The 25,542-nt window shown below is 63.3% G+C and carries 21 protein-coding genes and 1 other RNA gene; 6 read left to right on the forward strand and 16 right to left on the reverse strand.

Going from position 1 to position 25,542, the window contains the following annotated elements; translation table 11 throughout:
- Window positions 1-111: 111 nt before the first annotated feature.
- A complete protein-coding gene (hpf, locus tag H3T93_RS03255; RefSeq protein WP_110425114.1) occupies window positions 112-786 on the reverse strand; it encodes a ribosome hibernation-promoting factor, HPF/YfiA family in 675 nt (224 codons plus the stop codon).
- A 177-nt stretch (window positions 787-963) separates the two neighbouring features.
- Between hpf and rnpB the strand changes: the two genes are divergently transcribed.
- Window positions 964-1,341: RNase P RNA component class A (gene rnpB, locus H3T93_RS03260), an RNA gene on the forward strand.
- 36 nt (window positions 1,342-1,377) lie between these two features.
- Here rnpB and H3T93_RS03265 read toward each other — a convergent pair.
- The 8 genes from H3T93_RS03265 to H3T93_RS03300 form a co-directional block, all read right to left on the reverse strand.
- On the reverse strand, window positions 1,378-1,815 hold the full coding sequence (locus H3T93_RS03265; protein WP_046322778.1) for a regulatory protein RecX: 438 nt from the start codon (window positions 1,813-1,815) through the stop codon (window positions 1,378-1,380).
- A gap of 2 nt (window positions 1,816-1,817) precedes the next feature.
- The gene (locus H3T93_RS03270) at window positions 1,818-2,114 is read right to left on the reverse strand and encodes a hypothetical protein (protein WP_186363872.1); all 297 of its coding nucleotides are present in this window, start codon (window positions 2,112-2,114) and stop codon (window positions 1,818-1,820) included.
- 275 nt (window positions 2,115-2,389) lie between these two features.
- Window positions 2,390-3,544 (reverse strand): recombinase RecA, encoded by a 1,155-nt coding sequence (gene recA, locus H3T93_RS03275; RefSeq protein WP_046322775.1) that lies wholly within the window; start codon window positions 3,542-3,544, stop codon window positions 2,390-2,392.
- A gap of 228 nt (window positions 3,545-3,772) precedes the next feature.
- Window positions 3,773-4,006, reverse strand: a complete 234-nt coding sequence (locus tag H3T93_RS03280; RefSeq protein ID WP_024627845.1) for a DUF3046 domain-containing protein — start codon at window positions 4,004-4,006, stop codon at window positions 3,773-3,775.
- Between the two features lie 145 nt (window positions 4,007-4,151).
- A complete protein-coding gene (locus H3T93_RS03285; RefSeq protein ID WP_110425112.1) occupies window positions 4,152-4,670 on the reverse strand; it encodes a helix-turn-helix domain-containing protein in 519 nt (172 codons plus the stop codon).
- Window positions 4,671-4,926: 256 nt separating this feature from the next.
- On the reverse strand, window positions 4,927-5,481 hold the full coding sequence (locus H3T93_RS03290) for a CinA family protein (RefSeq protein WP_181415132.1): 555 nt from the start codon (window positions 5,479-5,481) through the stop codon (window positions 4,927-4,929).
- An 11-nt stretch (window positions 5,482-5,492) separates the two neighbouring features.
- Entirely contained in the window at window positions 5,493-6,098 is a 606-nt protein-coding gene (pgsA, locus tag H3T93_RS03295; RefSeq protein ID WP_110425110.1) for a CDP-diacylglycerol--glycerol-3-phosphate 3-phosphatidyltransferase, read from the reverse strand.
- A gap of 107 nt (window positions 6,099-6,205) precedes the next feature.
- Window positions 6,206-8,914 carry an FtsK/SpoIIIE family DNA translocase gene (locus H3T93_RS03300; RefSeq protein ID WP_144176895.1) on the reverse strand — a complete coding sequence of 903 codons (2,709 nt, stop codon included), beginning with the start codon at window positions 8,912-8,914 and terminating at the stop codon, window positions 6,206-6,208.
- Between the two features lie 100 nt (window positions 8,915-9,014).
- Here H3T93_RS03300 and H3T93_RS03305 point away from each other — a divergent pair, with 100 nt between their 5' ends.
- Complete coding sequence (locus H3T93_RS03305) at window positions 9,015-9,725, forward strand: Fic family protein (RefSeq protein ID WP_144176893.1); 711 nt, start codon at window positions 9,015-9,017, stop codon at window positions 9,723-9,725.
- 10 nt (window positions 9,726-9,735) lie between these two features.
- Here H3T93_RS03305 and H3T93_RS03310 read toward each other — a convergent pair whose 3' ends face one another.
- Genes H3T93_RS03310 through miaB form a run of 3 tightly spaced genes read right to left on the reverse strand, consistent with a single transcriptional unit; the run spans window position 9,736 to window position 12,725 of the window.
- Window positions 9,736-10,257 carry a MerR family transcriptional regulator gene (locus H3T93_RS03310; protein WP_144176891.1) on the reverse strand — a complete coding sequence of 174 codons (522 nt, stop codon included), beginning with the start codon at window positions 10,255-10,257 and terminating at the stop codon, window positions 9,736-9,738.
- A gap of 34 nt (window positions 10,258-10,291) precedes the next feature.
- The gene (gene miaA, locus H3T93_RS03315; RefSeq protein WP_144176890.1) at window positions 10,292-11,320 is read right to left on the reverse strand and encodes a tRNA (adenosine(37)-N6)-dimethylallyltransferase MiaA; all 1,029 of its coding nucleotides are present in this window, start codon (window positions 11,318-11,320) and stop codon (window positions 10,292-10,294) included.
- On the reverse strand, window positions 11,307-12,725 hold the full coding sequence (miaB, locus tag H3T93_RS03320; RefSeq protein ID WP_232348603.1) for a tRNA (N6-isopentenyl adenosine(37)-C2)-methylthiotransferase MiaB: 1,419 nt from the start codon (window positions 12,723-12,725) through the stop codon (window positions 11,307-11,309). The genes miaA and miaB overlap by 14 nt, the downstream gene beginning before the upstream one ends.
- A gap of 133 nt (window positions 12,726-12,858) precedes the next feature.
- Here miaB and H3T93_RS03325 point away from each other — a divergent pair, with 133 nt between their 5' ends.
- On the forward strand, window positions 12,859-13,569 hold the full coding sequence (locus tag H3T93_RS03325) for a GTP pyrophosphokinase (protein ID WP_046322765.1): 711 nt from the start codon (window positions 12,859-12,861) through the stop codon (window positions 13,567-13,569).
- A 120-nt stretch (window positions 13,570-13,689) separates the two neighbouring features.
- Here H3T93_RS03325 and H3T93_RS03330 read toward each other — a convergent pair whose 3' ends face one another.
- The gene (locus H3T93_RS03330; RefSeq protein ID WP_046322763.1) at window positions 13,690-14,529 is read right to left on the reverse strand and encodes an aldo/keto reductase; all 840 of its coding nucleotides are present in this window, start codon (window positions 14,527-14,529) and stop codon (window positions 13,690-13,692) included.
- A gap of 333 nt (window positions 14,530-14,862) precedes the next feature.
- On the opposite strand from H3T93_RS03330, the gene H3T93_RS03335 reads away from it, so the two are divergent.
- From H3T93_RS03335 to H3T93_RS03345, 3 genes are all read left to right on the forward strand, one after another.
- Window positions 14,863-18,432 (forward strand): RCC1 domain-containing protein, encoded by a 3,570-nt coding sequence (locus tag H3T93_RS03335; protein ID WP_144176886.1) that lies wholly within the window; start codon window positions 14,863-14,865, stop codon window positions 18,430-18,432.
- A 60-nt stretch (window positions 18,433-18,492) separates the two neighbouring features.
- Window positions 18,493-18,630, forward strand: a complete 138-nt coding sequence (locus H3T93_RS03340; RefSeq protein WP_186363871.1) for a hypothetical protein — start codon at window positions 18,493-18,495, stop codon at window positions 18,628-18,630.
- Window positions 18,631-18,728: 98 nt separating this feature from the next.
- On the forward strand, window positions 18,729-19,532 hold the full coding sequence (locus H3T93_RS03345; protein ID WP_144176884.1) for a Bax inhibitor-1/YccA family protein: 804 nt from the start codon (window positions 18,729-18,731) through the stop codon (window positions 19,530-19,532).
- A 51-nt stretch (window positions 19,533-19,583) separates the two neighbouring features.
- Here H3T93_RS03345 and acnA read toward each other — a convergent pair whose 3' ends face one another.
- The 3 genes from acnA to H3T93_RS03360 all read right to left on the reverse strand — a co-directional run bounded on the left by acnA (window position 19,584) and on the right by H3T93_RS03360 (window position 25,542).
- The gene (acnA, locus tag H3T93_RS03350; RefSeq protein ID WP_144176882.1) at window positions 19,584-22,316 is read right to left on the reverse strand and encodes an aconitate hydratase AcnA; all 2,733 of its coding nucleotides are present in this window, start codon (window positions 22,314-22,316) and stop codon (window positions 19,584-19,586) included.
- Between the two features lie 111 nt (window positions 22,317-22,427).
- A complete protein-coding gene (locus H3T93_RS03355) occupies window positions 22,428-24,914 on the reverse strand; it encodes an HAD-IC family P-type ATPase (RefSeq protein WP_144176880.1) in 2,487 nt (828 codons plus the stop codon).
- Complete coding sequence (locus tag H3T93_RS03360; RefSeq protein WP_144176878.1) at window positions 24,898-25,542, reverse strand: substrate-binding domain-containing protein; 645 nt, start codon at window positions 25,540-25,542, stop codon at window positions 24,898-24,900. The genes H3T93_RS03355 and H3T93_RS03360 overlap by 17 nt, the downstream gene beginning before the upstream one ends.

Genomic DNA, 25,542 nt, shown 5'->3' on the forward strand with positions numbered 1-25,542 from the left:
ACCCAGCTTCGGCCTTAGCAGCTGGACCGGGCATTGAAGAAGGGCCATTCTCCGGTGGTCAGACAACCTGCCGCCGGGGAATCGCCCCACAGTTCAATATCCGTTCTTCGGTTACTGCTTTCGGCCTACATGCTCAGGCGTATCGATCTCGAAGACGCCATAGCTCCATCCGTGCCGACGGTAGACCACCGATGGCCGCTTAGTTTCCTTGTTGACAAAGAGGAAGAAGTCGTGGCCGATCAGCTCCATCTCATATAGGGCCTCGTCGATACTCATTGGCTCCGCGATGTGCAGCTTGCGGCGAATGACGATAGGGGTGTCCCCCACCTGCACTTCGACCGACTGGCCCGGCGCCAAGTCCGAGGCCACGGCGCTCTGGGCGCTGTTGTCGGGATTGGACTCCTGGCCCTGCTCTCCCTGATCGCCTGCCTGATTATCCACGGGCAGATCGACGGGCAGGGGCGGATGCTCCAGTCCACGGCGGTGGTCCTTGCGGCGGTCGCGGACTCGCCGCAGACGCTGGGTCAGTTTGTCCAAAGCCATGTCCAGCGCGCTGAACTCGTCGGCGCTGGAGGCCTCGGCGCGAATCACGGTCTTGCCGGCCTGGACAGTGAGCTCCACCCTCTTGGCGCTGTCAGCCTGGCGGGGATTGCCTTCATGTGTCAGAACGACCTGGATGCGCTGGGCATCGGGGGCGATGGCCGTCACCCTGTTCATCTTGCTGTCCACAACATCGCGGAACCGCTGCTTGATTTGGGTATGTCGACCGGTAATGACGATCTCCATGGGAATCTCCTTGCACTCGTGAGCGGACGAACCGCTGGTGCGATGGCGGACTTGGTCACCATCGACTGTGCTTCCGATTGTATCCGAAGAGCAAGGCTGACTCACTGATTGAGCTTGAGGCCACAGCGGAATCATCACCACTGGTACGGTCGTTCAGTTCCGCTATGCTGTATCCCCGAGACCTCTCGGATGGCCGCGGCCCCTCCTCTTGGGAAGGGTTGAGGAACTTCCGGGCTCCATAGAGCACGATGGCGGATAACGTCCGCCCAGGGCGACCTGAGAGATAGCGCAACAGAGAACAGACCGCTCGTCCTGTAAAGACGGGTAAGGGTGAAACGGCGGTGTAAGAGACCACCGGGTCGACGGTAACGCCGACCGCATGGCAAGCCTCATCGGGAGCAAGGCCAAGCAGAAGGCATTCAGGGGTTGCTCGTCCCGCCTTCGGGTAGGCCGCTAGAGCCTGGCGGCAACGTCAGGTCGAGATGGATGGCCATCCGTCGTCCGGATTTCTATCCGGTCGATGACAGAACCCGGGGTATATGAGAGGTCTCATCTACTCTTCTACTGTGTGGTGCCTTGGCAGCAATCAGCTCAATCGAGAGGGTCGTCAGAAGCGAAAAGGTCTGCTGCGACCTGGTTGAGGAGGTCGGGGCTGTGGCCCTTGCGGGATCCAGCACTCCAGAATCGCCGTTTGCGTACCTTGAGATCGAGTCCGGCTGTCTTGCGGGCCACCTTGCGACCGAGCTCATAGGCTGAGTCGACGAAGAGTCCCTCACGAGAGGCCTGGGCCACCACCTGCGCAGCCAGTCCTGAATCCAGACCCTTGCGGGTCATCTCCGAGAGCACGCCCCGCTCCCCCAGTGTTCGATGCAGGCAGGAACGCAGAAGATCCTGGGCATAGGCCTGGTCATTCACAAGACCCAGTCTGGTCAACCGGTCGATCACCTGATTGATCACGTTCGTGTCGAACCCCTTGTCGGCCAGACGACGGGCCAGGGCTCCGCTTGAACGGGCCGCCGCATCCAGCAAAGTCAGGGCAGCCTCCCTGCAAACATCTGCGTCATCCGCATCTGCTCGTGGGACTGCAGGCGCAGAACCTCCGCCAAAGCCGCCAGCACGTGGGTGATGGCCACGACGGCGGGCCTTTCTGTCAAAACCCCGGGAAGAACGGTGCCCCTGGGAAGGATGGTGACCTGCCAGTGATTCGTCAGACATATCAGTATTGGCAGCACTGTCAATATCTTCCAGACTCCCTCCAAATCGAGCGCCATGCTCCAGCCCCAGGGCAGCGGCTTGCACTGGGCTGCTGTCTTCCTTGTAGCTGTCATTCTTCTGGCTAGCAACGGGGCGAACATCCGCAGTGGGCAGGGAATTTACGGTATGCGGAAAGCCTGAGTCAGACCGCGAATCAGTAGCGAAATCTGGGACTGTTCCCATACCCGCCACACCTACTGAACCTGCCGAGCCAGGCGCACCTGCGGAGTCTGCTTGGAACCGGTCCGGTCGAGAATCCCGCGGCTCTGTGCTGGAGTCGGCAGAATCCTCGGCCTGAACCAGTCGGACAGGATTTTCCTTGAGGAAGTCCTCAGCCGAGATCATCGGGTCATGCAGCCTGAGCAGTAGGCACAGTGCCGTTGACGTCGACAGGAGCTGAGTCGTCTTCCTTGCTGCCTTGGTCGGCATCAGCCTGATCGTCGTTGTTATCCTCGGAGGGAGCAGGGATAAGGCCGAAGGCAACCTTGACCTTATCCTCAATCTCCTTGGTCAGGCCAGGGTTGTCCTTGAGGAACTGACGGACGTTCTCCCTGCCCTGACCAAGCTGATCGCCCTCATAAGTGAACCAGGACCCCGACTTCTTGACAATATTGGTCTGCAAGGCCATATCCAGAACCGAACCCTCCTTGGAGATGCCCTCTCCGTAGAGGATGTCGAATTCGGCCACCTTGAAAGGCGGAGCCATCTTGTTCTTGACCACCTTGACCTTGGTGCGGTTGCCCACCGCCTCGTCGCCGTTCTTCAGAGTCTGGATACGGCGGATGTCCAGGCGGACCGAGGCATAGAACTTCAGGGCCTTGCCGCCAGTGGTAGTCTCCGGGCTGCCGAAGAAGACGCCGATCTTCTCCCTGAGCTGGTTGATGAAAATGGCCGTAGTGTTGGCCTGAGACAGGGCGCCGGTCATCTTGCGCAGGGCCTGGCTCATCAGCCTGGCCTGCAAACCCACATGGCTGTCGCCCATGTCGCCCTCAATCTCGGCCTTGGGCACCAGGGCAGCCACCGAGTCAATGACGATAACGTCCAAGGCGCCCGAACGAATCAACATGTCGGCAATCTCCAGCGCCTGCTCGCCGTTGTCTGGCTGGGAAACGATCAAAGAGTCCGTGTCCACACCCAGCTTCTTGGCGTACTCGGGATCCAAAGCGTGCTCGGCATCGATGAAGGCAGCCACTCCACCGCCAGCCTGCGCATTGGCCACCGCATGCAGGGCCAGGGTGGTCTTGCCCGAGGACTCAGGACCGTAGATCTCGACGATGCGGCCGCGGGGCAGTCCACCGATGCCCAGGGCCATGTCCAAAGCCAGGGACCCGGTGGGGATGACCTCCACGTCCTGGGCAGGCTTATCACCCAGGCGCATGGCCGAACCCTTGCCGAAGCTCTTTTCCACCTGCGCGAGGGCCGTGTTCAAGGCTGCCTGGCGACGGGGGTCGATCCCGCTCTCCTCTTCCTTCTTCGCCTTGCCACTGTTGCTCTGACGTGCCATATGGCTCTCCTTCTTCGTAACCGACCTCACGATGACGACATCCTGATTGACAACCTCACGATTGACAGCCTATCCGTCGTCGGAACCCGTCTGCAGTCCCGGCGCCCGATGTGGTCGAACGTGCCGATGGTCACCGGACCATGGGTATCAGTATACCCGACCATGCGAACAAATGTTCGAAAATCGCCTGGGGCAGGAAATAAATTCGCGAAGGATAAAACCCGCTGATCAGGCTGCCGGCAAGGGCGGCGCATTGTGGTCCTTCCCCCAGCGGCGGGAGTCTGGGATCTCCATCTGATCGCAGAGCACGTTCCAAACTACGCGCGGCTCCACGCCTGCATCCAGGGCCTCTATAACGGTCATGGCATCCAAGGCGGTCAGCCTTTGGTCGCGGGCCAGACTGCGTCCGTAGACCCGGCCAAAGACCTCCTCCAGCAGTTGCCAGAATTCCCGTTCACGCACCCGACATCACCTTTCGTCCAAGGCCCACCTTGTCACACCCCTTCTACGGTAGCAACCGACAGTCAGCAGAAGAGGGCGCCTGGTTCATAAGAACCGGACGCCCTCAAGAACGGTCCGCCGGATCAACCAGCCGGATCGGACGTGCTTACTCCTGAGTGGACTCCAGATAGTCCGCCACCATCCGCAGCGTCTGAGGCACACCCAGGCCCAGCGCGTCGGCGATGGAGCTCAACAGTTCAGAGCTGGCCTCCTTCTGGCCACGTTCCACCTCGGACAGGTAGCCCAGGGAGACACCTGCCTTCTCGCTGACCTCACGCAGGGTCTTGTGATCATTAGTCCTCAGCTCGCGCAGCACGTGGCCCAGGGCCTCGCGCAGAGAGACGGTGTGGGTGACGGCACGGCCGTCGTTGGCGGAGGCTGCCCGCTGACGGCTGGCTTCCATGCCGTCCTCCTCCATCCACATCTTGTTCAGGTTGGCCTGGCGCTCCTCCTTGGCCTTCTTAGCGGCCTTGGCACGAATCACCTGCTGCTGGGCGAAGACAACGGCACGACGCTGGGCGGGTGTCAGATCACGAACCCGCGCATTGCGCTCCACTCCGGGTGCGGCTGGCTTGACATCATAGGTATTGTTGGTTCGAGTCATCACGGTCTCGGTGCTGGCCATAGCAGCCCCTTTCGCCATTATCGTGTTCAACTTCTTACGCAATGACCAACAGACGAGCCCAAAGATTATTCCAGGGGAGGAACCCGAAAGGCCCGTTTTGTGACCAAAGTCACGTATGCGAAAGACCAGAGCCAGGAGGGATGGCTCAATACAGCTAGCCTCTTGCCCCAGGCCTGCCGGCTACAGCAAATACTGCAAGCGCAAGACCCGACATCGGCTTGCGGAAGCCATAAAAGCAACTTACCACATCATGCCCTCAGCCCCGCGAATGCAGGGCCTGATCCAGCTGGTCCAGAATCCTCATGACCGTGCCCCTGCGCACCTGCTCCCGGTCGCCATCCAAGTGCAACTCATAAGCATAGGTCCGGTAGGCATGGGACTGAAGGCCAGTCTCCATACGGCCACCCATCACCCGGACTGGTAGGGCCAGACCGATGTAGACCAGTCCGGCAGGATCATCCCCATCAGGACCCGGACCAGCTACACCTGTAGTGGCCATACCGATGACCGTGTCCTCGTGCCCTGGCCGGGTGTAGAGCCTGGCCGTGCCCTCGGCCATCTCCTGGGCAACGCGTGGATGAACTGCGCCTTGGGTGGCCAGCAGGTCCTGATCCACCTTGAGGATGGCAGCCTTGGCGGCGATGTCGTAAGTGACGGCTGACCCAAGGAAGACGTCTGATGCGCCGGGGATCCTGACGAAAGCATCGGCCAGCAGCCCCCCGGTCAGCGATTCGGCAGCGGCCAGCAACAGGCCCGAATCACGGCAGGTGTCGATAATCCTTCCAGCCAGGTCATCGCAGCGGCCCTGCATGCTCTTGCCAATCATCGCCGCATCCCTATCACGTATTCCGCTCCTGAATAGAGGCAGAGGGCCAGGGCCACCAGAATTACCACGCGGGTGGTCACCAGGTACCAGGGCCAGACCGGCGACAGGGGCACCATGAGCATGCCCAGACCGATACATTCAAACAAGGTCTTGTATTTGCCAGCCTGGGAAGCGGCGATGACCCGTCCCTGCCTATTGATGACCAGAACCCGCAGCAGGGTAATGCCCAGCTCCCGCACCAGGAAGAGCAGGGTGACCCACCACCAGAGTTCGCCGAAGACGGATGCCACAACTAGCGCCGAGCAGATCAGCAACTTGTCGGCGATGGGATCCATGAGCTTACCCAGCTCGGTCACTTGATTGTACCGGCGGGCCAGCCACCCGTCCAGCTTGTCGGTCGAGGCGGCGAGGATGAAGAGCACTGCGGCGGTCCACCGCATACCAGGCCTGCGCTCCCCCCATGGACCCGCCATCAGATCCAGGGCGATGAAGATCAGGACCAGGAGGATACGGGTGTAGGTGACCAGATTTGGGGGTGAATTCCATCCTTCGAGAAGCCTGCGCCTCTCACGACCGGTCTCTGACTCGGCATGCTCCTGCATTGCCACTCCTTATACGCGATACTGGTGCGCTCGGGCCGTCCAACAATACTTGCCGGACGGCAGTTTCATCATAACGGTAGACCAGGCCTAGCTCTTTGGACCGATGTTCAGCCCTGCGCTTGCTCATCCGGGGCGGGATCCATGGAGGTGGCGTCACCGCGGATGAAGGCCAGAGCCTGCTGCAGCTGCGGCGGCTGAATGAGCACCTCGCGGGCCTTGGAACCCTCCGATGGCCCTACGATTCCCCTTGACTCCAGCAGGTCCATCAGCCTCCCTGCCCTGGCGAAGCCCACACGCAGCTTGCGCTGGAGCATGGAGGTGGATCCGAACTGTGTCGTGACCACCAGCTCGGCCGCCTGGAGCAGTTCGTCCATGTCGCCGCCGATCTCCTCCTGGATCTCATTCTTGTGGTCGGCCTTGTCGGCCATCTGCTCAATGTCCTCGCGGTAGTGGGGCTTGCGCTGGGTGCGCACATAATCCACCGCCTTGCGAATCTCGGACTCAGAAACCCAGGCTCCCTGGACACGGGTGGGCTTGGCCTGGCCCATGGGCAAGAAGAGGGCATCGCCCTGGCCGATGAGGGTCTCGGCGCCGGTGGCGTCCAGAATGACCCGGGAATCCGTGGAGGAGGATGTGGCGAAGGCCAGCCTGGAGGGGATGTTGGCCTTGATCAGGCCGGTCACCACGTCCACCGAGGGTCGCTGGGTGGCCAGGACCAGGTGGACACCAGCGGCACGCGCCAGCTGGGTGATGCGCTGAATGGAGCTCTCCACGTCGTTCTTGGCCACCATCATCAGATCGGCCATCTCGTCAACCACCACAACCAGGTAGGGGTACGGGGCCACCTTGCGGTTGGAGCCGGAGGGGGCGTGGACCTTGCCCTCGCGCACGGCCTTGTTGAAGTCCTTGATGTGCCGGAATCCGAAGAACTGCAGGTCGTCGTAGCGGGCGTCCATCTCCTTGACCACCCACTCCAGGGCCTGGGCGGCCTTCTTGGGCTCGGTGATGATGGGCGTGAGCAGGTGGGGAATGCCGGCGTAGGCGCTCAGCTCCACGCGCTTGGGGTCCACCATGATCAGGCGGACCTGCTCCGGCGTGGCACGCATGATCAGCGAAACCAGCATGGAGTTGATGAAGCTGGACTTGCCCGAACCCGTAGCGCCGGCCACCAGCAGGTGGGGCATCTTGGTCAGGTCGGCAGTCACATAGTGGCCTTCCACGTCCTTGCCCACGGCCGTCATCATGGGGTTGTCGTCCTGCTTGGCCTTGTCGGAGCGCAGCACGTCGCCCAGGTGGACGATCTCGCGGTCCACGTTGGGAATTTCGATGCCGATGGCCGACTTGCCGGGGATGGGCGAGAGGATGCGCACGTCCGAGCTGGCCACCGCGTAGGCGATGTTGCGCTGAAGGTTGGTGACCTTCTCCACCTTGACGCCCGAACCTAGCTCCACCTCGTACTGGGTGACCGAGGGGCCACGCAGGAAGCCTACAACCTTGGCATCCACGTCAAACTGCTGGAAGGTCGATTGCAGGGCCTTGATGACCGAGTCGTTGGCTGAGGTCCTGACCGCGTGGGGCTTGCCCTTGACCAGTAGGTCCGTGCTGGGTAGCACATAGGGCCGGCTCTCGTCCACCTGGCGATCATCGGAGGAACCTGACGCGTCGGCAGCCTGGGCTTCGGCCATCTGGTTCCCTGCTCCCGGAGCGGGCTGGGCATCCATCTGCACGGTGTCGGCCGCTGCTGCAGCAGCGGCCCATGGATCCGAGGCTCCCACGCCTGACAGGGCAGCCGGATCCACCTTGGGGTGCCCCTGCTCCCTAGCATCCAAAAGGGCAGCCGTGGCCGGGGCCTCCACCGCAGGCATGTTTTGCGTGGAAACCTGATCAGACTCGGCTTCCTGCTCCGAGTGATCACCCTGGTCAGTCCCCTCCAGTGAGGCCGCCTGGGAGAAGGGCTCGTCAGCCTCGTAACGCTCCAGATGGGTGTCCGTGTCCTTGCCGATGCGGCCATGCAGCAACCGACTGAACCACCCGACCACCCCGCCCCTGCCGGAGTTCTGGGCATCCTCCTGATCCGGCTCCTGGTTAGTGGGCACGCCAGGAGCCAGCGGCAGGGTGTCATCCCCCAGCCTGACCTCGTTGGGAGCGATCGGCGCAGAAGCCGAGCTGGAGGCATTAATCCTCTTGCCTCGCAGCCAGGCCATGAGGTCGCTCATATGGAATCTGAAGGTGATGAAGAGACCGAAAATAGCCACAAGAACGAAGATGATGACTGCGAAGACCTTGGACAGCCCCCAGGCCAGGGGCGAACCCAGGACGAACCCCAGAAGGCCGCCTGAGTCACTGATGGCTCTCATATCGAAGCCCCGATAATCCGAAGCCATGAGCACGTCCAGAATGGAGCAGACCGACCAAAGCACCACCATGAGACCGCCCACCACAGGCAGGTTGCCGCCCTCACGCCCGGTGTAACAGACCAGCCGGAAGGCCGCAAAAAGCAGGACCACCGGTAGGATGATGCTGCAGAGCCCCAGAACGCCTGCAGCCAGGGTGTGCAGCCCCCGCCCCAGAAAGCCGTTTACGCGGAACCATTCGCTGGCGCAGAAGAGCACGGCCAGAATGACCAACACGAAGCAGAGCCCATCCTTGCGATAGGCGGAATTATCGCCGTTCTTGCCGGCCACAGCGCGCACCAGGGATCCCAGACCCCGGGGCAAGGCTAGCAAAGCCTTATGCCAGAAGGGTTCCGGGTCCTGGCTGTCCTTGGATGCGGTCCGGCCGCGACCGCGTGCGTCTGCTTGCTGCTTACGTGTCATAACCCTTTCAGCCTACCCAGAACCCCGGTCTGCAACGGGCCCGCCGGGTCAGTGTGCACAACTCTTTCAGACGGGGGCCGACAGGGCTAGCATCGTTGGCATGACACCAGCCGAACGTCAGAGCGCCGTGGCCTTCGCCCTGCGCAACCTGCTTCTGGATGACCGTCAGCCCAGTCCTTCGGCCCTGCAGACGGCCAGCGACTTTATGGCGGGCGGGAAACAGGCCGAGGCACTGGCCGACCAGGCCCGACGCTTGGAGGCCAAGGTGAACGCCAAGGCGGATGCCCTCTTTCTGCGGACCATCCTGGTCTGTCAGCGGCCTTGGGCGACTGAGGGCGACCTTCAAGAGCTGCGAGCCATCCACCGCCGGCTGCTGCCCAGCCTGCCGGAAGAGCGAGCGCTGCGCCGACCTCAACCCGACGACAACGCCAGCCTGTATCCAGCGACCATGCTGGAGCAGGGAGCCGCTGCCATCAGCCAGGAGCTGGCCGCCGAACGCAATCTGGCCAGCCTGGACCGTCCGGTCTTCATTGAGCGTCTGGCCCACTATTACGACGAGCTCTCCTACCTGCATCCCTTTGCCGACTGCGATGGCATGACCCTGCGCATCTTCCTCTCACGCCTGTCCCACGATGCAGGCTGGGACCTGGACTGGGGACGGGCCGATCCGACCGCCCACCGCAAGGCCATCCAGCGAGCGCTCCGGGCCAACACCGACGACCTGCAGACCCTGATTGCAGGCATGGTTCGCCCGGTCAACCCAACCAGAATATTTCTGATAGCCGGATGGGACCAGGGCCCAGCCCACTGAGCCGACAGCCTCAGCCTGCCAGCCGCTCGTTGCCGCTGCGCTTGGCGGCCTCGATAATCTGGGCACTCTGATTGATCAGTTCCGTCGCCCCGGCCTGGTCGTGGTCGCGCACGTGCCCCCAGTATTGTATTTTGAGCTCCACATACCGCTTTCTTGCCCGCAGATCGGCCATCCGCTGATCCAGCCGCCGCTCCTGCTCGGCCAGGAGTTCGATCTGCCGTCCGGCGGCCTCTGCTCCCGCCGCGCGGTTGCCCAGATACTCCCGCATGTGCTCCAGGGACATACCCGTAGCGCTCAGGCAGGAAATGGTCTCCAGCAAGTCAAGATCCTTCTGGTTGTAGCAGCGGTGTCCGCTTGAGGGGTCCCTGGCGATGGGCGGAATGATGCCGATGGTCTCGTAATAGCGCAGGGTGGTCTCCGGCATCCCCGACATGAGCGAGGCCTGGCGAATGGTGTACCAGGGCCCTGATTCATGGTCGGGCTGAGTTTGGACGGTCTGGGTTTCAGCCTGGGGCTGCGTGATGGTGGTCATACCTGTCCAGCCTAGGAACTTCAAGTACTTGAAGTCAAAGCGCGCCCAGATGGTGTCTGGTCACCCTCCCCTGGTCCGACTGGTCAGCCTGGGCGTCCGCCTGGTCGAAGCAGCCTTGGTCGGCCTGGTCCACCAGGTCCAGGGCCTGCTGGGCCAGGTCCGGGGCCAGGGCATTCAGCCAGTGGATGCGCGGATCGCGGCCGAACCAGCCCATCTGCTTGCGGGCCAGGCGCTTGGTCTTCTGCGCTATCAGTTCGAAGGCGGCATCCAGGTCGGTGCGGCCGTCCAAATAGTCCAGAATCTGCTGATAGCCCAGGGCGCGTGAGGCCGTGGCCCCCAGGCGGTTCCGCAGCCCGCTCACCTCATCGACCAGCCCCTGGTCGCGCATGGCCTGGGTGCGCTGGTCGATTCTGCGGTCCAGCTCCTCCCGGGGCAGGTCCAGCCCCAGCTGCAGGGCGGGCAGCAGGTAGCGGTACCGGGGCAGACTGGCCGAATAGGGCCGTCCGGTGATCTCCATGACCTCCAGAGCCCGCACTGTCCGCCGCACATTCCGGGGATCCATCCGGGCCGCAGCCTCCGGGTCCCGCTCCTGCAGCTGGCGGAAGAGCAGCCCGGGGCCCTCCTCTTGGGCCCGCTCCTCCAGCCCGGCTCTGACCGCCGGGTCGGTGCCGGGGAAGGACAGATCGTCGATGACAGCCCGGGTATAGAGCCCGGAGCCGCCGACCAGAATGGGCCTGATTCCCCCCGCCCGCAGTTCAGCTATCAGGGATCGGGCCATGGTCTGGAAGCGGGCCACACTCATGGCCTCCTCCGGCTCGATGATGTCGATCAGGTGATGGACCACCGCCTGCCGCTCCTGAACCGAGGGCTTGGCCGTGCCCACATCCATCCCCCGATACATCTGGTAGGCATCGGCATTGACGATATGAGCCATCTGCCCGCGCGCCTCAAGAGCCTGGGCCAGGGCCACTCCCAGGGCGGTCTTGCCCGAGGCCGTGGGACCCACGATGGAGACAATACGGGGTCCCTCTCCGGCAGGCTGCTCCGGTTCAGCGAATGTCATAGACCTGCCCCGCCCGGGGATCCGGGTCAGCAATCAGATAGTGGGGTCCGGCCTGGGTGACGGTGCAGGTGACCAGATCCCCGGGCTTTGGCACAGGCATCCCCCGGGGCACGCCGACGTGGACCAGCACCCCGGTACGCTCATGTCCAGTCACCCGATGGGTGCTGCCGTCGTGACGGCCGCGCCCGTCGCCGATCAGCACTTCCACCTCTTTACCCAGGAAGGCCTGCATGTGCTCCATGGTGATGGACTCCTGCAGGGCCTGTAACCGCTCGAACCGGTCCTGGACCACGGCCTTGGGCAGCTGGGGCATGCGCGCGGCTGGAGTGCCCGGACGAGGCGAATACTCAAAGATAAAGGCCGACGAGAAGCGCGCCCGACGCACTACGTCCATGGTGGCCTGGAAGTCCTCCTCGGTCTCCCCGGGGAAGCCCACGATGATGTCGGTGGTGATCAGGGCATCGGGCATGGCAGCCCGCACCTTGTCCAGGATCTCCAGAAAACGCTGGGACCGGTAGGAGCGCCTCATGGCCCGCAGAATCCTGTCGGAGCCCGACTGCAGGGGCATGTGCAGCTGGTGCATGACCGTGGGCGTCTCGGCCATAGCCGCGATCACATCGTCGGTGAAGGCCGCAGGATGGGGCGAGGTGAAGCGGATTCGTTCCAGCCCGGGCACCCGGCCGCAGGCGCGCAGGAGCCGGGCGAAGGCGTAGCGGTCCCCCGTCGACCAGCCGTAGGAGTTGACGTTCTGCCCCAGCAGGGTCACCTGGCGGGCCCCGGAACGGACGCAATCCTCAACCTCCTGGAGGATGTCGTCCATGGACCGGTCCCGCTCTCGCCCGCGCACCGAGGGCACGATGCAGAAGGTGCAGGTGTTGTTGCAGCCGACCGATATGGACACCCAGGCCTGCGAGCGCGAGGCCCTGACCGCCGGCAGCCTCCCGGGCAGATCCCGTAGCTCCTGCGAAACCCCCACCTGGGGTCGCCCGTCCTTGCGGGCCTTGTCCAGCAAGCCGGGCAACGAGCCAATGTCCCTCGTGCCAAAGACCGCATCCACCCAGGGCGCCGCCTTTATGATCCGCTCCCGGTCCTTCTGGGCCATGCAGCCGCCCACGGCGATGCGCGTGTCGGGCTTGTGCTGCTTGAACCTGTGCCAGCGTCCGATGGTCCCGTACATGCGCTGGGTGGCGTTGTCGCGTACGGCGCAGGTGTTGAGCACCATCACGTCCACCTCGCGCGCGCGGACCTGCTCGGGCGTAGCCTGCTGGTAGCCCTGGTCCCGGAGCACCCCAGCGATCCGCTCGGAATCGTGCTCGTTCATCTGGCAGCCCAGGGTCCGTACATAGTAGACGCCCCTGCTGTCCTTACGCTGAGCGGTCACGCTCATGCCCTCGCCTGCTTCCATAAGCCATGATTGTATGCGTAGGTCGGGTCCCGCGACCATCGGGGCCTGTGCGTACCATGAGTCATGGTTACGAACGACGGCATGGGAGGTTCATGTGATACTCGACCGTAACAGTGCCATGAGCGCATCCGAAATGAAGCAACGACTGTCCGACTTGGACGAAAAGGACCGTCCTAAGCTGGACATCGACGAGATAACGGAATTCGTCAATCTCATGCAGACCTACGAGGGGGCCATGTACGAGATTTCGACCAAACTGGACGTGCTGGACACGGAATTCCAGGTCCGGTTCAGTCATAACCCCATCCATCACATGGAGCGCCGGCTCAAGAGCGTGGACTCCCTGATCGGCAAGCTGCACCGCAAGAACCTGCCCGTCACCATCCCCTCGGTGCGCGATCACATCTTCGACGTGGCCGGCGTGCGCGTCATCTGCAACTACCGGGACGACGTCTACTCGGTCTCCCGCTACCTCTCCGACCAGTCGGACATCCAGGTGCTGAGGGTCAAGGACTACATCCGCAACCCTAAGATGAACGGCTACCGCAGCCTGCACGTCATCTACGCCGTGCCGGTCTTTCTGACCTCGGGCCCCCACTACACGCCGGTCGAAGTGCAGTTCCGCACCATTGCCATGGACTACTGGGCCTCCCTGGAACACCAGCTGCGTTACAAGTCCGACCTGCCCGACGCCCGCCTGGCCGAACATTCGCAGACCCTGCTGGACTGCGCCCGCTCCCTGCAGAACATCGAGGTGCAGATGCAGTCCATCCACCGAGACATTTCAGGTTCGCCCCAGGAGCAGGAGTCCGACGACGAAGCCATCAGTGGGAATAACGATTAGCTGAATCCTCACAAATCCTTTACCATAGGAATCAGGCCAGGTGGAAGGGTTGGGGCTTCTGCCGGGTCCCGGGAGGAGGCCCCGCCTTCAAGGTCGGGTCTCCTCCTGTACCACCATCACTCAGAAGTCGAAGTTGTCGGGATCCCCGCCGGTGCGCTCGTCCCTGTTCATGGCGGTGATGGCCTTCATGTCCTCATCGCTCAGCTCGAAGTCGAAGACCTGCGCGTTCTGCTCGATCCGCTCCTTGTGGGTGGACTTGGGGATGACGATGACCCCGCGCTGCAGGTGCCAGCGCAGCACGATCTGTGCCGGGGAGCGGTCATAGCGCTCGGCCATGGCCTTGAGCCTGGGGTCGGCCAGCAGGTTGCCGCCGGTGCCGCCCAGGGGGCTGTAGGCCTCCACATCCACTCGCAGGGTGCCATGGCAGTAGTCGACCAGGTCGCCGTTGACGAACTGGGGCGAGGACTCGATCTGGTCGACCGCCGGCTTGGTGCCGCTGATGGTGTGCAGTTCGTCAAGGTGGTGTTTTTGAAAATTGCAGACACCGATGGCTCGCACCCGCCGTTGGGTGTAGAGCTCCTCCATGTCCTCCCAAGCCTGCTGCCAGCCCTTGGCGGGCCAGTGGATCAGGTAGAGGTCCAGGTAGTCCACACCCAGCCGGTCCAGGCTCTCTTTGAAAGCCTCTTTGGTGCGTCCCGCACGGATGTCGTCATTCCAAAGCTTGGTGGTCAGAAAGACATCCCGCCGGTCAACTCCAGAGCGGCGCAGACCCTCCCCCACTGACTGCTCGTTGCCGTAGATCATGGCGGTGTCGATGTGGCGATAGCCCGCCTGCAGGGCCCAGGTGACGGCCTGGCTGGTGGCCTCGCCGTCGGGTGTTTGGAAGACCCCAAGCCCCAGCTGGGGGATGCTGACCCCGTTGTTGAGGGTGATGACGGTATCGGTGACGTTTCCTGTCATATAGGCATACTCCTTGTCGACCAATCGAAGGTCGCGACGTGTTGTGTTCATTCTAGCTGGCAGGCAAGATGGAAAAATGCCAATCACGACTTTATCGATTGGCGGCTGCTGCACACGCCTAACTTTATGCACTTTATGCATTTACAACTCGCACATTATCTGTTGTCTTGGTGGTAGGGTAAAGGGCGGGATGTCGAGAGATGACTGGCTTCCGCCGGGATTCGCGCAATCTGATACACATCTTACGTCGGCAGGCAGAAGGGCTTCCGACAGGCAGAACTTTAGGAGGCAAACGGCGCTGATTCTGCATGGTGCCGGTGGGGGGTTGGTGTCATGCGTCTGGTTTCCCGTCTGCGTCGCATCTGTGCGATGATGATTGTCCTGCTGGGCCTGCTGGCGGGCCTGGGCGTCGCATCCGCCCAAGCGGACGCTCCTGCACCCGCCGGATCAGGCCCTCGCGTAGCTGAGCAAACCCCCGCCATTCCCCCCAGCAGCGCAACCAATACCCCCCTACCTTCACCCTCGCCTCTGGAAACCGCCTCGCCGCTGAACCCCACGCCGAGCGCTACAACATCGTCATCGCCGACGGGCACACCAGAAAACACAGACTCCGCTTCAGACAAGCCATCCGATCAGACGGATGATCAAGCCTCGCATATGGTGCGTTTTGACCCGGCCGACGGGAGCAAGCCAACCCAAACAGCCGTGAAGACCGGGATTCTCGCCTCCCCTCCGGAACGGAATCCGCAGCGTGAGGGCTTCCGGTTCGACGGATGGACGCTTGACGGCCAGCCCTATGACTTCCAAACCCCGGTCCTCCAGGACATGACCCTGAAAGCCCAGTGGTCGAAAACCACGGACTGGACGCTGAGCCCGGACCATGGGCCCGCCTCCGGCACCAGGCTGACCATCAGCCCCCCCGGCCTGCAGAAGCCGTACTACGTCAGCATCCACACAGCAGGCGGCCCGACAGTCGGCCTGACCGGCGACGGCAGCATCTACACATGGACGAAAGACAGCCCGCCCAAGCAGGTGCCCTTCCCCGCCCAGACTCCCAGCGGGTTCCATTACCAGCAGGCCAGAGCCGGTAGCCGGTGGCAGGCCGCCTTGGGATCCGACCAGCGGATCTACGCCTGGACCAGCCGACAGGCCACACCCACGATCCTCGACACCGACCGGAACACCGGGTTCACCAGCATCAGCATGAATGACGACCGCCTCCTGGCGGTGGACCGGCAGGGACACGTCCACGCCTACCAGTCCAGCCAGGCCAACAACCAGGACCAGACCCCGGAATTCACCCAGAAGGCCGCAACCGGCCTGCCCGGGCATTCTCAGGCCGTCACCGTCGCCGCCTCTGACAAGCGGATCCTCATCCTGGACGCGGACGGGCAAACCTGGACATGGGAGACGAGCAAGTTTGGAAAAGCCAAACCCGAACGCGTCATGCAGGGCCAAGGCAGGCGCATCATCCAAGCCCAAGCCCTCAACAAGGGGTTCATCCTCCTGGACGCGGACGGGCACGCCTGGTACCTGGCCGACAGCACGACCAGCTCTGCAACCAACAGCCTGCAGGAAAGCATGAAAGCCCGCTCAATCACCACCAACGGCAGCCAGGCCATCATCACCGGGACGGACGGCCAAGTCTGGGCCTGGAAGCCCGGCAGCAAACCCGTGCGCGCGGACGACGGGAGCCAAGCCTACACGCAGGCCGCCGAAGCCGACGGCAGGATCACCGCCACCAGCAGACAAGGCGGCCTATACCAGTGGAGTCTGGACGCTCAAGGCAAGCCCGGCAAGCCATCCAGGCTCGTCTCCAGCACCGCGCCCACATTGGAATCTGCCAGCCTGGACGGCCAGACGCTCACACTCACCAAGACCGGCGACGCCTGGCAGACGGACATGCCCGCCCGCAAGCCCGGACCAGCCGCCATCACACTCGCTGGCAGACAAGACGGTCAGCCCTTCACCAAGAGCCTCATGTACACGGTCGACCAGACCCTGACCAGAGACGCCACTACAGACTCCACCCATACAGTCACCTTCGACACAGGCGAAGCAAACACCAAACCCGAAGACCAGAGTGTCTCCACCCCGTACGGCAGGGCCAAACGACCCTCCCCCGACCCGGTACGCGACGGCTACCAGTTCGACGGATGGTTCACCGGGCAGGTCGCCTACGACTTCAGCAAACCCGTCACCCAAAACCTCACCCTCACCGCCAAATGGACGCCAGGCAGATGGACCATCAACCCCGACAAAGGCAGCCAGCTGGGCAACGAAACCACCACCATCACCCCGCCTGACAGCACGAGCCGAGGCATCCGATTCAGCCAGGTCAGCGGATCAAAAAACGACAGTAGTATTCCCTATGGTTTTTCCTTGGCTGTGGGCAGTGACGGGAACGCTTACGCGTGGGGCGACAACAGGTTTGGCCAGCTCGGCGACGGCACGACCATCAGCCGGCATACGCCGGTCATGGTGAGAAAGCCTGATCGTAAGACGTATACGGACCTGCCGGCGGATTTCACCTACGTGCAGGTCAGCGCCGGAAGCTATTACTCGTTGGCCTTAGGCAGCGACGGATACGCCTACGCCTGGGGATGGAACCCGTATGGCCAGCTCGGCAACAACACAACCAGCGGCAATAATGCGAATCCTGTTCCTGTTCGGGTGCGCGACCCAGCCAGCCCCGAGGACGCAAGCAAAGGACTACAAGCCGTACAGGTGAGCGCCGGATACTCTCATTCGCTAGCCGTGGGCAGCGACGGATACGCCTACGCCTGGGGATACAACGAGTATGGCAAGCTCGGCAACAACAACAACCATCCGGCTGATGTTCCTGTGCACGTGTGCGACCCCGCTGACGCAAGCAAAGGACTGAAAGCCATTCAGGTGAGCGCGGAATGGAGGCATTCGCTGGCAATCGGCAGCGACGGTTACGCCTACGCTTGGGGATACAACAAAAATGGGCAGCTCGGCAACAACAGCACCAGCGGCGAGAATGCGAATCCTGTTCCTGTTCGGGTGCGCGATCCCGCCAGCCCCGAGGACGCAAGCAAAGGACTACAAGCCATCCAGATCAGCGGCGGATACTCTCATTCGCTGGCTGTAGGGAGCGACGGATACGCCTACGCTTGGGGATTCGACTACTGTAGTCAGCTCGGCAACAACAGCACAACGGATTCAACTGTTCCTGTGCACGTGCGCGACCCCGCCAGCCCTAATGACGATGATAAAGGACTGCGAGCCACGCAGGTGGACGGCGGATACGAGCATTCGCTGGCCGTGGGCAGCGACGGATACGCCTACGCCTGGGGAAACAATGACAAGGGCCAGCTCGGCAACAACGCAACCAGCAGCTACTATTCCTACCCTGTGAAGGTGCTCGCCTCCGAGCAGTCCTCGAGCAAGGCCGGCCCCTGGCTGCACGCCTTGCGAATAATCGCCGGTGACCAGCATTCGCTGGCCATCGACACGGACGGAAACACCAAAGCATGGGGACGCAACGACTCTGGACGGCTCGGCGACGGCACCACTAGCAGCTCGAGTGTTCCTGTGCCGGTGGCGTTCAAACTGCAGCTGGTGATCACTGATGTCTGGTTCGACCAGACCTCCGTATCAGGGCTGACCAGCGGCGATGGCAACAGCGTCACCGTGACCACGCCCGAACACCTGCCGAGCACGGTCACGGTCAGCGTAGACTATACGCTGTGCGGCGCACCCCAGCAGCCGGACACCTCCCTCAAATACACGTACACGCCTGCGGGCGTACTCCCCCAGGCCGGAGGGGAAGGCATCCTGCTCGCCCTGACCACCGGCATGACCGGCATGGGCGGGGTCCTGGCATCCCGCCGTCACCGAAGAGAACAGCAACAGCTGTCACACGCTTCGCCCGAATAAAAGAGGCCAGGAGGCGTATCAATCCCCCGCCCTGACCTACACAGGGGAGCAGGGAGGAACGTGCCAGTCAAGGCTCAAACCCCACGGGGCCGATACTCCTCCCGCGCCCCACCACGTCCATCCTGCCAAGTGCTGGGCAACCGCGACGACGAGAAGTGGGCATGCAACCATCCCGCCATGGCAGCCATCCTCTCCTGATTCCAGCCAGAGCAAATACCTTTTATATGGCCAAACCGGCCATGTAGAATTGAACAAGACGATCATCCGCCACAGGCGGGAACGACAAGGAGGAGCAGATGGCTTTCAACGGGGATTCGCGGCCGCAGGCCCCATACAGTCAGTACGCACAGCAACCGATGCCTACCACGCAGGGTGGTGAACCCTACGGCATGGGTTCGCCCATAGACACCAACGCAGCATACAGCTTTGAAAAGGCGGAACGGGTCTCCATGTCCCGTGCCTATGCGGAGATGGCCGTCGGCCTGCTGGTCACCGCCCTGACCGCCTACCTGACTGCCCGGACCGGTCTGCTCCTGGCCTTCATGCAGGCCACGGGCACCTTGGGCTGGATCGGCATGGCCGTGGTCCAGGTGGCCTTCGCCATGGTCCTGAGCGTCCGTGTTATGCGCATGCGCACCTCCACCGCCCGGGTCATGTTCTACATCTATGCGGCCCTGATGGGCTTCACCCTGAGCACCATCTTCATGACCTACTCCCTGCCGTCAATCATGCTGACCCTGGTGATCAGCGCAGGCTTCTTCTTCGTCCTGAGCATGCTGGGGCTGACCACGCGGCGCAACATGCTGGGCATGGGGTCCATCTTCATGGCCGGCCTGCTCATGCTGATCCTGGTCCAGGTGGTCATGCTTTTCGTGGCCCCCTCCAACACGGCCCTGCGCGTGGTCTCGGCCATCGGCATCATCCTCTTCGCCGGGCTCACCATGTACGACGCCCAACAGACCAGGGTTATCTTCGCCACCTACCGCAGCCAGGGGCCGGAAGCCATCAAGCGAGTCTCCATCCTCTGCGCACTCAACCTCTACCTAGACTTCGTCAACCTCTTCCTCTACATCCTGGACCTGGTCGGCGATCGCAACTGACAAGGAAATCCCCGCCCCTGGCATTGGTGGCGGGGATTTTTTATATCTTCTTCAGGCTTCCTGGTTAGCTCTGGACAGCAGACCACGCAGCACGTACTGCAGGATGCCGCCGTTGCGGTAATACTCGGCCTCGCCAGGTGTGTCGATACGCACCTTGGCCGCAAACTCCACCTTGCTACCGTCGGGCCGCTGAGCCCGTACCTGGACCTGCTCGGGCAGGGAGCTGTTCAGGACATCGACACCAATCAGGTCATAGGTCTCCTGGCCATCCAGACCCAGGCTCTGGGCCGACTGACCCGCTGGGAACTCCAGCGGCAGCACGCCCATGCCGATCAGGTTGCTGCGGTGGATGCGCTCGAAGGACCTGGCGATGACGGCCCGCACACCCAGCATCCTTGTGCCCTTGGCCGCCCAGTCCCTGGAGGAGCCCGTGCCGTACTCGCTGCCGGCCAGTATCACCAGGGGCGTGCCCTGCCTGGCATAGTCCTGCGCCGCCTCGAAGATGGTCGTCTCCTGGCCGTTTAGGAAGTCGTAGGTGAACCCTCCCGGGCGTACATCCAGCCCCACCGAGGCCAGCAGCTGGTTGCGCAGGCGGATGTTGCCGAAGGTGCCCCGGACCATGACCTCATGGTTGCCGCGCCGGGAGCCGTAGGAGTTGAAGTCCCTGGGGGCTATGCCATGCTCCTGCAGGTAGCGGCCGGCCGGCGCGTCGGCCTTGATGGCCCCTGCGGGCGAAATGTGGTCGGTGGTGACCGAATCCCCCAGCAGGGCCAGCACCCGGGCCCCGTGGATGTCCTCCAGGGGGTCGGGTTGGGCCTTCATGCCGTCGAAGAAGGTCTGGCGGCGGATGTAGGTGGAATCCTGGTCCCAGTGGAAGAGCTCGCCCTCCGGCACCTCCAGCTTCCGCCAGCGCTCGTCCCCGCCGAAGACGTCCGCATAGTCGCGTAGGTACATGTCCCGGTCCAGGGCGGTGCTCACCACGGACTCGATGGCCTCCTGGGAGGGCCAGATGTCCGCCAGCATGACCGGCTTGCCCTGGCTGTCCTGGCCCAGGGGGTCGCGCCAGGGGTCGAAGTCCATGGTGCCGGCCAGGGCGTAAGCCACCACCAGGGGCGGCGAGGCCAGGTAGTTCATCTTCACGTCCGGGCTGATGCGCCCCTCGAAGTTCCTGTTGCCCGAGAGCACGGCCGTCACCGTCAGATCGTGGTCGACAATGGCCTGGTGGATGGCCGAGTCCAGGGGGCCGGAGTTGCCGATGCAGGTGGTGCAGCCGTAGCCGACCAGCTCGAAGCCCAAGGCATCCAGGTCCTTGCTCAGGCCGGTCCGGTTCAGATAGTCCGTCACCACCTGGGAGCCGGGAGCCAGCGAGGTCTTGACCCAGGGCTTGGGCTTGAGGCCGCGGGCGCGTGCCAGGCGGGCCAGAAGACCAGCAGCCACCATGACCGAGGGGTTGGAGGTGTTGGTGCATGAGGTGATGGCCGCGATGACCACATCCCCGTCCCGCAGGCTGAACTCGCTGCCATCGGCCTTCTTGACCGGCACAGCCGCGCCGTCGCCGTCCCTGTCCTGGTCGCTATAATCCTTGAGATCCCGCTGGAAGGTCTTCTGGGCCTGGTCCATCAGGATGCGGTCCTGTGGCCTCCGGGGGCCGGCGATGGACGGACGCACCGTAGACAGATCCAGCTCCAGCACTTGCGAATACTCGGGCTCGGGGCAGTCGTCATCCTCCGGGTCCATCCACAGGCCGTTGGCCTTGGCGTAGGCTTCCACCAGGCGCACATGCTCGTCGCTGCGGCCAGTCAGACGCAGGTAGTCCAGGGTGATTCGGTCGATGGGGAAGATGGCGCAGGTGGATCCGAACTCGGGGCTCATGTTGCCCAGGGTGGCCCGGTTGGCCAGCGGGACCTGGGCCAGGCCCTTGCCGTGGAACTCCACGAACCGACCGACCACGCCCACCTCGCGCAGCATCTGGGTCACGGTCAACACCACGTCGGTGGCGGTGACCCCCTCGGGAATGGATCCTGTCAGCTTGAAGCCCAAGACCTGGGGCACCAGCATGGAAATTGGCTGGCCCAGCATGGCCGCCTCGGCCTCGATACCGCCCACGCCCCAGCCCAGCACGCCCAGGCCATTGACCATGGTGGTGTGGGAGTCGGTGCCCACGCAGGAGTCCGGATAGACCAGGGCCGGCCCCTCCCCCTGGGTCCTGTCCCTGCGCATGACCACCTGGGCCAGGTACTCCAGGTTGACCTGGTGGATGATCCCAGTGCCCGGGGGCACGACGCGGAAGTTCTGGAAGGCCTGCTGGCTCCAGCGCAGGAAGCGGTAGCGCTCACTGTTGCGCCGGTATTCCATGTCCATATTGTGTTCCAGGGCGCCGGACACGCCCGAGCTGTCTACCTGGACAGAGTGGTCAATCACCATCTGCGCTGGGATGAGCGGGTTGACCAGAGAGGGGTCGTCGCCCAGGGCCTTGACGACATCGCGCATGGTGGCCAGGTCGACCATACAGGGCACGCCGGTGAAGTCCTGCATGAGCACCCGGGCGGGGCTGAACTGGATCTCCCTGTCAGGCTGGGCCTTGGGGTTCCAGTTCAGAAGTTGGTCCAGCTGGTCCCGGGTCACCGTGGTTCCGTTCTGGTGCCGCAGCAGATTCTCGGCCAGGATGCGCAGGCTGTAGGGCAGGTGATCGATCCCCGGCAGGTCGCTGATTCGGTAGTATTCGAACTCCTCGGAGCCCACCTTGAGCTTGGAACGACCGGCATCTTGTGCGGATTCTGACATGCACCACCCCTTCCTTGGACGCTCAGGCATTAGTCCTTGCGCCCATGTGGACCGGCGGCGGGAGAACCCCAAGCCGTCAGCGACGCTTATCTGTGCTTTTGAGGTTCATTCTTAGCGCCCATGTGTTACCTGACGGATGTAACGTGCGCATGCTGGATAGCCCAGGACGGCCAGGACCATGAGCAGAGCACCAACCAGGGCGAAGGCCACGGTGGCGGCCAGGGCAGGACCAGTGGGCAGACTGATGGCGAAGAACTGCGCCACTATGGGAATCAGGGCTCCGATCACTCCGACTGCGACGAAGAAGAGGACCAGCAGGCCCCTCCAGGAGCGCAGGGGTCGGGCCACCTGGGTCAGGACCAGCACGCCCATGCAGAAGAGAATGATGGCGCAGACGGATCGCCAGCGTCCCAGATCCCCGGGCCGAGCCAGGTTCAGGTCCAACAGACCGGGCAGGCTCCAGGCCACCGCCAGCACAATGAAAGCCGTGGCGATGCCCGAGGGCAGGGCGAAGGTAACCACCCGCTTGAGGAAGCCGGGCCGGTAGCGCCTGGTGTTGTGGGCCAGCGCCAGGAAGAAGGCCGGTGTGCCGATGGTCAGGGCGCCGATGTAGGTGATGTGCCGTGGCAGGTAGGGGAAGGGGATGCCGGTCAGGACCACGCCCAGGGAGATCAGGGCCGAGTAGACGGTCTTGACCAGGAAGAGGCCGGCCACACGCTCCATGTTGGCCATGACTTGCCGACCCCGGGCCACCACGTCAGGCAGATGGGAGAAGCGCGAATCCACCAGGACCAGCTGGGCCACGGCCTTAGTGGCGGCCGCAGCATTGCCCATGGCGATGCCCAGATCCGCCTCCTTGAGGGCCAGGGAGTCGTTGACCCCGTCGCCGGTCATAGCCACTGTGTGACCCTTCAGGTGCAGGGCCTGGACGATGGCCTTCTTCTGGTCGGGCAGAACCCGGCCCAGCACGTCCACGTCCTCCAGGACCTCGGCCAGAGCTGCCGTGTCTTCGGGCAGCTGACGGGCATCCATGGCCCGGGGTGCCCGGTCGCCGGTCAGACCCACCTTGCTGGCGATGGCCGCCACCGTGGCCGGGTTGTCGCCCGAAATGACCCGGCAGCGCACGCCCTGTTGACGGAACCATGCCAGGGTCTCGGCAGCGTCGTCACGGATGTGCTCAGAGCAGGTGATCAGGGCCAGGGGCTTCAGGTTCCCGGGCAGATCGGGACTGCTGGTGAAGTAGTCAGACTGGTCGGTGCTCGGATACCCATCGGGGGCGGCCAGCATCAGCACCCGGTAGCCGCGGTCGGCTAGGTCGGCCACTTGCTGATCCACCTGGGGCCATCTGCCCGCCTGGGATGCCAGGAGCACCTCCGGGGCGCCGAAGTACCAGATCCGCCCGGACTGGTCGGCCACGGCGCTCCACTTGCGGGCCGAGGAAAAGGGCAGGCGGCTGACGGCTCTGCCGGGGTGCGGATCATCCATCCCCTTGAGGATGGCTCGGCCGGTGGCGTTGGGGCTCTCCTCTGCGCAGACGTCCACCAGGGCCTGCCGGAGCTGCTGTGCCGGCAGATCCTCGGCCAGCTGGTGCAGGTCGTCATAGACGATGCCCCCGTCGGTGATGGTGCCGGTCTTGTCCAGATTCAGGGCATCCACCCTGGCCAGGGTCTCCACGGACTCCATCTGCTGGACCAGGGTCTGATGCCGGGCCAGGCGGATGGCGGCCAGGGCGAAGTTCAGGGAGGTCAAGAGGACCAAACCCTCGGGGATCATGCCCACAACACCGGCCACGGCAGACACCACAGCCTGCCGCCAGGCTCCCGTGGCCAGCGCCGTCTGGAAGCCGCCCACGGTCCGCATCTGGGTGAAGATGAGCAGCAGACAGAGGGGAATGACCACTACCGTCATGACCTTGAGGATGGTGTTGATGCCCTCGTTCAGGTCAGAGCGAACCTTCTTGTAGACCTTGGCCTTGGCCGTCAGCGTGGCGGCGTAGGAGTCGGCGCCCACGGCGGTCACCTGGGCCAGAGCCATGCCCGAGACGGCTGTGGAACCTGAGTAGACCTGGTCGCCCGGCTTGTGCTTGACTGTGCGCGACTCACCGGTCAGCATGGACTCGTCCAGCTCCAGACCGTAGGTGTCGATGATCTGCGCGTCTGCGGGCACCTGGTCCCCAGAGCGGATCCAGAGCAGGTCCCCCTTGACGATGGCATCGTGGGGCACGGTCAGGTTGCGCCCATCCCTGCGCACTGTATAGTCGGAGGCCACCAGGATGGACAGCCCGTCCAGAGTGTGCTTGGCCTTGAGCTCAGTGGCCACGCCAATGCCAGTGTTGATGATGATGATCAGGCCAAAGACCGCGTCCTTCCACTGCCCGGTCAGCAGGACCACCACCATGGCGGTCAGGATGATCCCGTTGAAGAGGGTGAAGACGTTGTCACGGATAATCTGGCCCAGGCTGCGCGAGGTTTGGTGCTGGGAGACGTTAACCAGACCCTGGGCCTTCAGCTGCTCCACCTCCTGCGAGCTCAGCCCCGGCCTGTCGGTGTCCGGAAAGCCTGTGCCCACTGTCGGCTCTTGCTCACTGCCTGTGCTCATCCTCGGCCCCCTCTCGGTCGGCGCTCAGGCGCACGGCCATGATCCTGGCATGCGGCCCGTCGTCCACTATGGTCTGCAGAGCGTCAGCCAACATAGGCGAGTGCGGATGCCCAGCAGGATCCACCGGGTGGACCGTAGCCGCATAGTAGAGCCTACCTGGGTCAGGGGTCCAAGCCTTGGCGCTTTGAGCGAACTCTACCACAGGGATGCCCGCCTTCCGGGCCGCCTTCAGGACGGGAGTCCAGTTCCCGGCCCCGGGCCGACGGATCAGAATCAGACTGACACCCCGGTTGACGGCATCCTGCACCCCATCCTGCTGATCGCTAGTGGACTGCGCTGAGGAGAAATAGCCCTTTATACGCTCCGCCTTCAGCGATGCCAGGATGCGGCTGTCAAGACCGGCATCTGGGTCCTTGTCACCTGTCTGCGGGCAGCCAATCAAAGCCACTAGTATGTCGGAGCGATCGACACCGTCATGGGGCACGGTGCCATCATTCCAGGAGTCGCCCACGGCCCTGTCCTTTGGGGCACAGCCGGTCAGCATGGGCAAGCCTGCCAACAGGGCGACCGCCATCAACAGACCGCAGAGCCGCCTGACCACTGCCAAGACCCGCCCGGCGCGGTTCAA

It is taken from the genome of Bifidobacterium sp. M0404 (genome assembly GCF_016101415.1).
Taxonomy (GTDB): domain Bacteria; phylum Actinomycetota; class Actinomycetes; order Actinomycetales; family Bifidobacteriaceae; genus Bombiscardovia; species Bombiscardovia polysaccharolytica.

Excerpts from the sequence above, each read along its gene's own strand:
- H3T93_RS03310 (WP_144176891.1), bottom strand. The coding sequence starts at position 10,257 with ATGACCACCATCACGCAGCCCCAGGCTGAAACCCAGACCGTCCAAACT.
- H3T93_RS03285 (WP_110425112.1), bottom strand. The coding sequence starts at position 4,670 with ATGGCCAGCACCGAGACCGTGATGACTCGAACCAACAATACCTATGAT.
- H3T93_RS03300 (WP_144176895.1), bottom strand. The coding sequence starts at position 8,914 with ATGACACGTAAGCAGCAAGCAGACGCACGCGGTCGCGGCCGGACCGCA.
- H3T93_RS03290 (WP_181415132.1), bottom strand. The coding sequence starts at position 5,481 with ATGCAGGGCCGCTGCGATGACCTGGCTGGAAGGATTATCGACACCTGC.
- miaA (WP_144176890.1), bottom strand. The coding sequence starts at position 11,320 with ATGACATTCGCTGAACCGGAGCAGCCTGCCGGAGAGGGACCCCGTATT.
- hpf (WP_110425114.1), bottom strand. The coding sequence starts at position 786 with ATGGAGATCGTCATTACCGGTCGACATACCCAAATCAAGCAGCGGTTC.
- miaB (WP_232348603.1), bottom strand. The coding sequence starts at position 12,725 with ATGGAAGCAGGCGAGGGCATGAGCGTGACCGCTCAGCGTAAGGACAGC.
- pgsA (WP_110425110.1), bottom strand. The coding sequence starts at position 6,098 with ATGCAGGAGCATGCCGAGTCAGAGACCGGTCGTGAGAGGCGCAGGCTT.
- H3T93_RS03330 (WP_046322763.1), bottom strand. The coding sequence starts at position 14,529 with ATGACAGGAAACGTCACCGATACCGTCATCACCCTCAACAACGGGGTC.
- H3T93_RS03335 (WP_144176886.1), top strand. The coding sequence starts at position 14,863 with ATGCGTCTGGTTTCCCGTCTGCGTCGCATCTGTGCGATGATGATTGTC.
- H3T93_RS03355 (WP_144176880.1), bottom strand. The coding sequence starts at position 24,914 with ATGAGCACAGGCAGTGAGCAAGAGCCGACAGTGGGCACAGGCTTTCCG.
- H3T93_RS03345 (WP_144176884.1), top strand. The coding sequence starts at position 18,729 with ATGGCTTTCAACGGGGATTCGCGGCCGCAGGCCCCATACAGTCAGTAC.
- H3T93_RS03305 (WP_144176893.1), top strand. The coding sequence starts at position 9,015 with ATGACACCAGCCGAACGTCAGAGCGCCGTGGCCTTCGCCCTGCGCAAC.
- recA (WP_046322775.1), bottom strand. The coding sequence starts at position 3,544 with ATGGCACGTCAGAGCAACAGTGGCAAGGCGAAGAAGGAAGAGGAGAGC.
- H3T93_RS03270 (WP_186363872.1), bottom strand. The coding sequence starts at position 2,114 with ATGACAGCTACAAGGAAGACAGCAGCCCAGTGCAAGCCGCTGCCCTGG.
- H3T93_RS03325 (WP_046322765.1), top strand. The coding sequence starts at position 12,859 with ATGAAGCAACGACTGTCCGACTTGGACGAAAAGGACCGTCCTAAGCTG.
- acnA (WP_144176882.1), bottom strand. The coding sequence starts at position 22,316 with ATGTCAGAATCCGCACAAGATGCCGGTCGTTCCAAGCTCAAGGTGGGC.